The organism is Campylobacter sp. JH32 (genome assembly GCF_017846535.1).
GTDB lineage: Bacteria > Campylobacterota > Campylobacteria > Campylobacterales > Campylobacteraceae > Campylobacter_D > Campylobacter_D coli.
Map to the genome: position 1 here is coordinate 1 of NZ_JAEQBS010000017.1, position 8,872 is coordinate 8,872.

General features: G+C 26.5%; 5 protein-coding genes and 1 pseudogene. All 6 read right to left on the reverse strand.

Translation table 11 applies throughout. The annotated features are described in order from the left end of the window. Positions 1-358, reverse strand: a pseudogene (locus tag KAR67_RS09105) (hypothetical protein); the annotation flags it as partial. A gap of 128 nt (positions 359-486) precedes the next feature. After that, complete coding sequence (locus KAR67_RS09110; protein WP_192801089.1) at positions 487-1,290, reverse strand: hypothetical protein; 804 nt, start codon at positions 1,288-1,290, stop codon at positions 487-489. Between the two features lie 53 nt (positions 1,291-1,343). Beyond that, positions 1,344-2,630, reverse strand: a complete 1,287-nt coding sequence (locus KAR67_RS09115; protein ID WP_057991196.1) for a hypothetical protein — start codon at positions 2,628-2,630, stop codon at positions 1,344-1,346. Between the two features lie 18 nt (positions 2,631-2,648). Beyond that, entirely contained in the window at positions 2,649-6,563 is a 3,915-nt protein-coding gene (locus tag KAR67_RS09120) for a hypothetical protein (protein ID WP_192801090.1), read from the reverse strand. A 44-nt stretch (positions 6,564-6,607) separates the two neighbouring features. After that, positions 6,608-7,354 (reverse strand): hypothetical protein, encoded by a 747-nt coding sequence (locus KAR67_RS09125; protein WP_032591305.1) that lies wholly within the window; start codon positions 7,352-7,354, stop codon positions 6,608-6,610. Then, positions 7,344-8,872, reverse strand: a 1,529-nt coding sequence (locus KAR67_RS09745) for a hypothetical protein (RefSeq protein ID WP_225982076.1), incomplete at its 5' end; no start/stop codon positions are given. The genes KAR67_RS09745 and KAR67_RS09125, both read right to left, overlap by 11 nt.

An 8,872-nucleotide genomic window follows, 5' to 3' on the forward strand; every position in this document is an offset into this window, starting at 1 on the left:
ATCCTACCCTACTAATATCATTATCCAATGTTATTTCTTTACTATCAAAACAAGTATTTATAAGAGAAATACAATATTTAGGTTCTATTTTAACTATTTTATTTTGTTCAAAACGAGCTTGTATAGCACAAGCATAAGCTGTGTTTGTATTTTTAGGTTTTACAATATCTTCCCCTTTACTATTTTTCATAACAATATCTTGCTTTAATTTATCACCAAAAGTAAGTTTATCTGCTTTATAAATATTATTCTTTTCATCTTGCTCTATATTTTCCCAAACATATTGCAACATAGCATAACTAGCATCTGCTATATTAGCATAGTCTTTGATTTGAGAAATAAGTTCTTTAGGGTTCATCAGTAACTTTGTCCTGTATATTTTTCATCACTTTTTATAAATTATAACAATAAAATATAGCACATAAGCAAAAAACACTTTACTGTGATTAACAAATCACACTTACTAAATCTATCATTTACTTATACTTACTTCAATCTCACATTCATAATCATATTAGATAAAAAGATATTATCTTTATCAAAACTTTTTGAGTCATATTCTGGTTTTAAATATCTTTTTTGTATATCTTGTATTAAAGTTGAAAGATTGTATAAACTTAAACTTTCTAATATATTTATGAGTTCTATCTTGCTTAAAGTATTAAAATCATTTAACAATCTAAGATAATTACTTATAATAGAAGAAGAGTGAATACTATGAAATAAAATTTTATTTTTTATATCTTTTTTAATAAAAAATTGATTATTTTTTATATAAAAATAATTTCTAAAATGATTATTGCTTATTATTTGATTATAAAAACTTAGAAGACTTTCTTTGCTGTTTAAGTCTATAAAATTAAGATAAAAATTCTTTTCTTCTAAGGCTAATTTTAAAGCATTAAGATTTGCAAAAGAAGCATTAATATTTTCATTATTTTTTAAAGCATAAACGATATTTTCTTGTTCTTGTTTTTGGGTAATAGCATATTGTAATAAAGGATTTTTATAATGTGTATCGCTATTGATTAAAACATTGATATAAAAAGCTTCTTTGCTTTTTTGAGTTAATTGAAGCAAAGATAAAAGTGTAGAAGGGATATAAAAAGAATCAAGCTTTAAATTTAAATACTTATCATAAGTATTTATATAAGTTAATTCTTGACTAAAATCCAAAGCTTGTTCTTTTAAATTTAAAAGCATTGTTCCACCTAATCCTAATAAAGCTAGATTTTTGAAATTCTCTAAAGCTTTTCTTTTTTCTAAATCGATTTGAAGTATTTTTTGCATTGTTTTTCCTTTTGTTTTTATTTTACTTTAAATATTTTTTTATTTTGATTAAATTACTCTTTTATATTATGCTCTTTAGCATAAGCTAGTATTTTAGCTCGAAGTTCTTGCGGAAAATTATATCTATAAATAGCAGGAATTCTTGGATCAAGGAGTTTGTCTAAATATCCTCTTTTATAAATCCATTCCAATCTTTCAGGGGTAAAATAATAAGGGGCATTAGGATAGCCTTGAGGAGGAGTTAAGGCTGCTAGTTTGGCGCTTAATACTAGAGTATCTCTATCTAAAGCAGCTTGTTGTTCACTCCAATCATTTGAAGTATCTACATCAAATCTTGTTACCATTCCATTTTCGTATCCATCCATAGCATCATCAAATTTATTTCTACTTTCTGGAGTAGAATCTATATCTCTTGGATCTTTTAATTTGCCTTTTTCAATATCATTATATAAAGCCCAAATGATCCTGCCTTCTTCATCATAGGCAAAATCATATTTATTTAAATCAATCACCCAATCTACTCCCATAATCTCATCTATAAAAGGAAGCATACCAAATTCATCAGGCTGTATAGTTTTAGCTAAATCTTTTACTAATTTAGCCCTTAAAGGATTTTTATGTATCCCTGCCATACCTATACCTATTTCTAAAAGATTATCGGCATAATTATAAATTCCCCTTTTTATACCTAATTCTTCATATCCTCCACCTGTGAGTTGAATATATAAAATAAAACATTGTATCATTCTGGCATTAAAGCCATGATTTTTAGAACGCACAAAATATTCAGGTTTTCCTAGTATTCCTGCTGCTATACCCCATTCTTGTCTAAAAAGAGAAGATTTTAAGGTTTCTTTATTATTGTTAACTTCATCATAAATATAGGCGTATTCTTCATTGATTAAATATCCTTTTTCATCTACATTAGCATAAGCATCATAGGGTATATCTATAACCACAGATCTTAATCCACTTCTTATTGCTAAATATTTATATCTTTCTCTTTTAGTTTTTAAAGATTTATAATAAGCTTTTTCTGCTTTAGTCCAAGGAGCTATAGCTCCTTTGATAGGATCTTTTAAATAAATACTTTGCCATTCTTTAAATTCAAGTAAAGTAGAACTTTGCCCTGTATAAAAGTTAGGATCTAGGTATTGGGGTTTATAGTCTTTGTAGGGGGAGTTTTTCATAATATGATAAGATTTAAAAACCGCTTTGGAATATTCTTCGGTATAGTTGCCTGTGGGCTTAACATTTTCTTTAAAGAGTATTTTATTGGTATCTTTTTCCACATCTAATGTTAATCCATTAGGTGTATAAATCTCATAAGTTTCGCTCATTATTTATCCTTTCGTAATTTATCCCATATATAAACCATCTTCTATGATTATAGTAGTAGCTAATCTGCCTATGAAATTAGGCGGAGTTTTTGTTTCTGATGTGATATCAGCATTTGCGCTTGCCTTGCTAGTGTTATTTTCTCTTTTGTCTATAGCTTTCAAGCTTTCTTTATTTTCATTTATCCCCATATACATAGCCTTAAGATTGTTTTGTCCTATGATATTGAGTTTTTCTAGCAATCTTCTGGTTTTATTTTTATCTTCTATATATCTTCCTGTTTTATCTTTACTTGTATTGTAAATTCCATTAGCAAAATCTTGTAAAATTTGTAAAGCTTCATTGTAAGCTTGAATGGCTGTTAAATTGATTTCATCATTAACTTCTTTATAATACTTTTCTAATGCAGTATTTTTTAGGATATAAATTTCAGATTTAATGAGTTCTATACTATTTAAACTTTGATTAAAAAAAGTATAATCATCTCTTTCTTGTATAGTTTCATTTTCATCTTTTGTTATCCTTAAAGCGGATCTTTTCTCATCAATAATCAAATAAGACAAAAGTCTTTTTAAAAGAAATTCTTTATTTTCTTCAAGCTTTTGATCTATTTCATAATGAAAGGAAAAATGAGTGTCAAAAACTCCTGTGCAAAGATCTATGCCATAAAAAATTTTCTTTAAATCAAAGCTAATGAATTTCGAATTGATTGCAAAAGGATAAGTTACAAAATGATCTCTTATAACTGCTAAAGGAGAATCATCTTTAAAGGTGTAAAGCTGATAAACAATGCTTTCATATTGTTCTTGTAGGGCTTTAAAATTTGTTGGAAAGAGATAATTTAAAAAAATACCCACAAATTCTCCAGTCACAATAGAAGCAAGGTCAAGTTTATTTAGCTTAGCATAAGTATAAATAGTATATTTTTGAGTTTGTATATCTATGCTATGCATAAGAGCAATTTTAGATATATTGCTTTCTTGATTAGAGTATACAAATAATTGTTTCATATATTTATCACTCCAATAAATCTTAATTTGTTTTTCATTAAAGTATTCTTTTATCTTTGTGATAAATAGATTTAAACCGGATGTATTTTTTTGTATTATTAAATTGGATTTTATCTCTTGTGCTAAAATCATTTGGATTTTAGTATGAGTTAATTCTTTTTCTATTTGTTGCAAGTGTGCTTTTATTATTAAATTAGATTTTATGTGTATATGATATATACTATTCTTTTTTGGAGGTACAAAAATACCAAGCTGTTCTTTAAAAAATTCTTTAAATCCTTCTTTGTTTATTTTAATACAAGCTTGAATAACATATTCTATTGTTTTTAAAAAATTAAAATCCCACAACATTTGAGCTGTAAAGCTGATAAAAGGACTAGCACTTAATAAAATTTTTAACATTGCATAAGTAAATATTTCACTTGTTTTTTGTTCTTTTGTCTTATTTAAATATTCTTTTCCATACATCTGTTCCAAAAGCTTTGATAAATCTGATATTTGTTTCTCTATATCCATCCATGCAACAAAAGCTCGTTGCGTTTCTTCGTCTAAATTCATAAATTCTTTAATGCATTTTTGTTCATCTAAATAATACATTTGCTTTAATTTGATTATTTTTTTATCTAATGTATTTGTTGTATCTAAATCTTTTGATAATTCATTAAAAAAATCATCTATAGTTATCGAACTATCATTTTCCACAAAAGAATAATCTTTTTTGTCAAGTATTTTTAATAATTGCGATACAACTTCATATGCTGTAATATTTGTTGGCTCATTATTTACATATATTGGACATTCATCTGTCCATAAAACATAAGTTTTATCTAAGTATTTTATATATACAAAATTACTGCCTCCATATTTTTTCAAATCCAAATTGATATTTGGAAAAATAAGCTTAGCTTGATACAAGACAAATGAAATGAATAAACATTCCATTAAAGAATAGTTCCCAAATGAAGATTTATCCGATTTTTCAAAAAACTCTTTTTTCAAAAAAGTTAAATATTGATGAGCTATCTTTTTTTCTTTTTCTATGATGGATTCTTTGGCTTCGTTTTGTTTAAAGAATTTTTTGATATAAAAATAAGGAAGCCATTTTTTATCATTTATTTTTTTATTGTAGTCAATATAAGCTAAAATGTTTATTCGTTCGCAATGTCGTAAATTTTCCGTCTTTTTTACTATTTCTATCATTGGCTCATTTTCTGATATTGCTAATTTTTCTTTAGCTGTTTTTGCGAATTCTGGTAGCTTCTGCGGTGTAGCAACAAAATTTGTTAAATATTTATAAACCTTTTGCATATCTTCATAAGCTTTTTTACTATTCTCATAAGCTTCTTTGGATATTTTCACAAAAGGGCTTAATTGTAAAATATAAGGTTCATTTTCATCTTGTGGCATTTCTATGCTATATTCGCTATAATCTCTTGTGCTGTCATAAGTTTTTTTTGAAGTATCAATATTTTTTTTAATTCTTCTGTATTTATCTTGTATATTATAGTTGGCGATTTCTTGAGTTAAACTTTCACTAAGTCCTGCATTGTATTTATTGGGGATATTTGAAATAATCAAATAATTTTTACTCATTTTAGTTGTATTTAAATCTATTTGTGCATTTTGATTTTTTTGTGCGAAAAATTCAGCTAGTTTACTTGAGTTAAAATTTGGACTTTCTATATAGGAAAAATAAATAAATTGTTTAATATCTTCTTGCAAATTATTTAAAATAGCATTGTTTTTTAAATACAAATTAGATAATTTTTGCGTTGAAATGAAAGCGGGTAAATTGCTCGATTTTGAATCATTGGGTGTATTTTTATATCCCTTGTCTTTTTGTTCTGGGTTTAAAAAGATTTCACTAAAAATATTTTCAATGCTTTTTATTTCTTCGCTTAAAGTGATTTTATAAGCCAAATTCGAAGCGATATTGCTTTCATCACTTCCAAGATATAATCCAAAACCACTTAAATCAATAATTTCTTTTTTATTAATAATTAAAACACAAGATAACAAGCGAGAATTAATATAATGAATAAACATAGCACATCTAGTGGCTAAAAATGCGGCTAAAGGCGTTAAAAGTGTGCCATAATCTCTTTGAGCAAATTCATAATACTCGCTTGCAGAACCCATTAAAGAAAATAAACCAGCAGCCAAAATAGCTAATCCTGCCCCACCTGTAAGAACAGCTACCACTGTGGCTATTGCAACACCCGCTATAGCACTTAGTATGATTTTAATTTTTTCATATTCTTTTTCTTCGGCAAGTTTTTTAATGTGTTCTAACAACTCATTGATAAATTTTTCATAAGTATTTTTTAAAGTGGGACTTATGCTATTTTTGAAAAAATCCGATTCTATGACATTTCCAATCTTTTCTAAAACTTTTTTCTTAAAATCATCAAATTTCTCACTGCTTATATCATCAGGATCAATGTTTTCGATTAACTCGTCTAAGGTTGTTATATCTTCAGAATCTTTGGCTAGTTCTTTTAAAGTATTGATAAATTCGATACAAAGATTATTTTTATCTGTATGATAAAAAAGATTAAAATCTTTACCTTGTTTCTTGTCTTGAATTTCTTCTTCTAAGTCTTCTAAATAAACTTTAGTGCAAATTTCACTGCTTGATAAATCTTTTAAATTTACATTTTGTCCAGCATCAAGCTCATTAAGGGTATGGATATTTATTTCTATACTATTGTGATTATCACAAGTTTGTTTTAAAATTTCTAGTATTTCCATAGTCAATATTTGATTTTTAGATAGCATTTTTCTTTGATGAAAATCAATATTTTTTAATATAGCGTGTAAAATAGAAAAATTAGGATAAATAAAATCAATCTGTTTAACTTCTTTATTGTTGATTGTTAAATTTTTAATAGTTTGAATTAACTCTGTTTTAGAACTTATAAACATAAAAGATTCCTTATATAAAGCATTATTATATCATTTTTTATTTGCTAATATTTTTTGTCTCTATTAATCTCTCCTATCCATCTAAGCACATTGCCCTTATCATCAATCTCTACTTCTAAATCTTTGTATTTGTTGTAAAATTTAGGAGCTAAGATTTCTTGGAAGTATTTTGTGCCTTTTGGGGTTGTTGCTATCCAGATATTGTATTGTGACCAATATTGTGGTGTATCCCAAGAAACATCATTTAAAATAAGACTATATCCACCCTCGTCTAATGTTTCAGGATCGTCCAAATCTCTAATAAATTTGTCTTGATAAAAGAAATTATCTCTAAAATATATCCAAGCTTGATATTTATCTTCTTTATAATAAGATAAGTTTGAGGGATAATCTATTTTATTTCTATCTTCATCACAATAAGATCCAAAATCTATATAACCTGCTAGAAAAAGTTGCCCCAAGACATTAATATATTCACTTATATAGGTAGGTTTGGGTGTATTTAAATAAAATGGACTGCTAATATTATCGATGCCGTAAGTATCTAATAAAATTAAATTATTACATTCCCACCTTGAGACACCCATGCTTTTTCCACAAATAAGCAAAATATAATATTCAAATAGTTCTAAAATACCGACCTTATCTTTTAAATGAGATGATATAATTAAAGTTGGATTAGCATAATCATTCTCTAAAAGCTGGGTTTTTTTCCATATATCAAAATCTATATCAGGAAAAAAAATAGCACACTTTTCGTTTTCATCCCATTTTATATACCTATATTTCATTTTTTATCCCATTTTCTATATGTATTGTTTTAAGATTTCCTCTTGGCTTATTGGAATTTATCTCTATGGTCTCACCCCCGCTTTTAGAAGTTTTCTTATATTGTATAATAGTTTGATCATCTAGTTTTCTCATATAAATCGGCTGTCCGTATTTTTTATCTACTTTATTTTCAAACTCTTCAGAATTTTTAGTTAACTTTTTCCATAATTTGTCTAATTCCTCTTTATTTTCAACTATTCTCCTGCGTTTATCTCGAACATTTTTTGGCAGTTTATCTACTATCTGCAACACTTCATCTTTAGTCAATGTTCTGGGTTTTAAATACTCAGTATCTTTAAAAAATTGCTTTATCCCTCTTAAAGCCGGAACAAATGTATAACTCACATCTTCCAAAGGTTTATCATTGAGTTCTAATTGACTAGGAAATACTATCTCAATAAACTCCCCACTGCCATCTTGTGTTTGTATTCTTATAACATTATCAGGGATAATTTCTTGAGTATTGTTTTCACTAACCCCATTTACCACCACAAATTTACAAACATAAAGCTCTTGTTTTCTATCTTCATCTTCTAAGATTTCATCTAGTCCTTGTGCGATTTGAAGTTTTAAATTTTGCATTTTAGCAGGAGTTAAAAAACTAAAATGATATTCGTTTAATTCTTTATTATCTTCTAGGGAATTTTTGATGATTTTATCATACTCATGTAGCTGTGTAAAATACCCTGCTCCTAAATCTTTATTTTTAAATTCCTTATAAGCACTTTTATAAACTTTAGCAATGTTTTTTGGGATAATAAAATAAAGTTTGATTAAATTAGTATCAAAGCTAAGATTTAGTTCTTTAAATTCATAATCTTTACTAAAGTCTTGTTTGAATTGATTAAGAATATTTATATCCTCTATATCTTTTAAATCTTTTAAATCTATATTAAATTCATTTAAAGCCTTATTTTGTTCTTTTTTTTCATTATTGATTAAAAGATTATAGATAGGTAAATTATCTTTTTGAAATCTATCACTTTTATAATGAAGTCTTATTATAGGTTCTTTTAACTCTATTTGATTTTTACTTTGTTCTCCTAAGCCCTCTTTAGGATCAAAGCTGTGATCAAATTTAAACTTAGTAGGAGTAAAGCTTACTTTTAAAGCAAAGCCTTTATCTGTTTTACAAGCTGAGATGAGTTCTTGTAAGATTACATATTCATTATTGACTTTCTTTTGAGATAAGGATCCTTTTACATTAACAACTTTAGTACAAGGAACACTTACACCTGCTATAGTATTAGGACAAGCTACTATACTAGAGTTTAATAAATCACTTTCTAGCATTATAGGCACACCATCATCTTTAAAAGTTTTTCCTTTGTTTGATTTAAGTATGACTTTGCCTCCATGGATACATTCTAGGTTTTGATTTTCTAAAAGAGCATGAAGTTTAGCTATAGCTTGTTTTTTATCTACTTGTGTGGTTTTTTGTTCTTTTAAAGTGTTTGAAATTAAGTCTTTATACTCTA

Bases quoted from the DNA above. Each gene is read 5' to 3' on its own strand.
- KAR67_RS09110 (WP_192801089.1), bottom strand. From the start codon at position 1,290: ATGCAAAAAATACTTCAAATCGATTTAGAAAAAAGAAAAGCTTTAGAG.
- KAR67_RS09115 (WP_057991196.1), bottom strand. From the start codon at position 2,630: ATGAGCGAAACTTATGAGATTTATACACCTAATGGATTAACATTAGAT.
- KAR67_RS09120 (WP_192801090.1), bottom strand. From the start codon at position 6,563: ATGTTTATAAGTTCTAAAACAGAGTTAATTCAAACTATTAAAAATTTA.
- KAR67_RS09125 (WP_032591305.1), bottom strand. From the start codon at position 7,354: ATGAAATATAGGTATATAAAATGGGATGAAAACGAAAAGTGTGCTATT.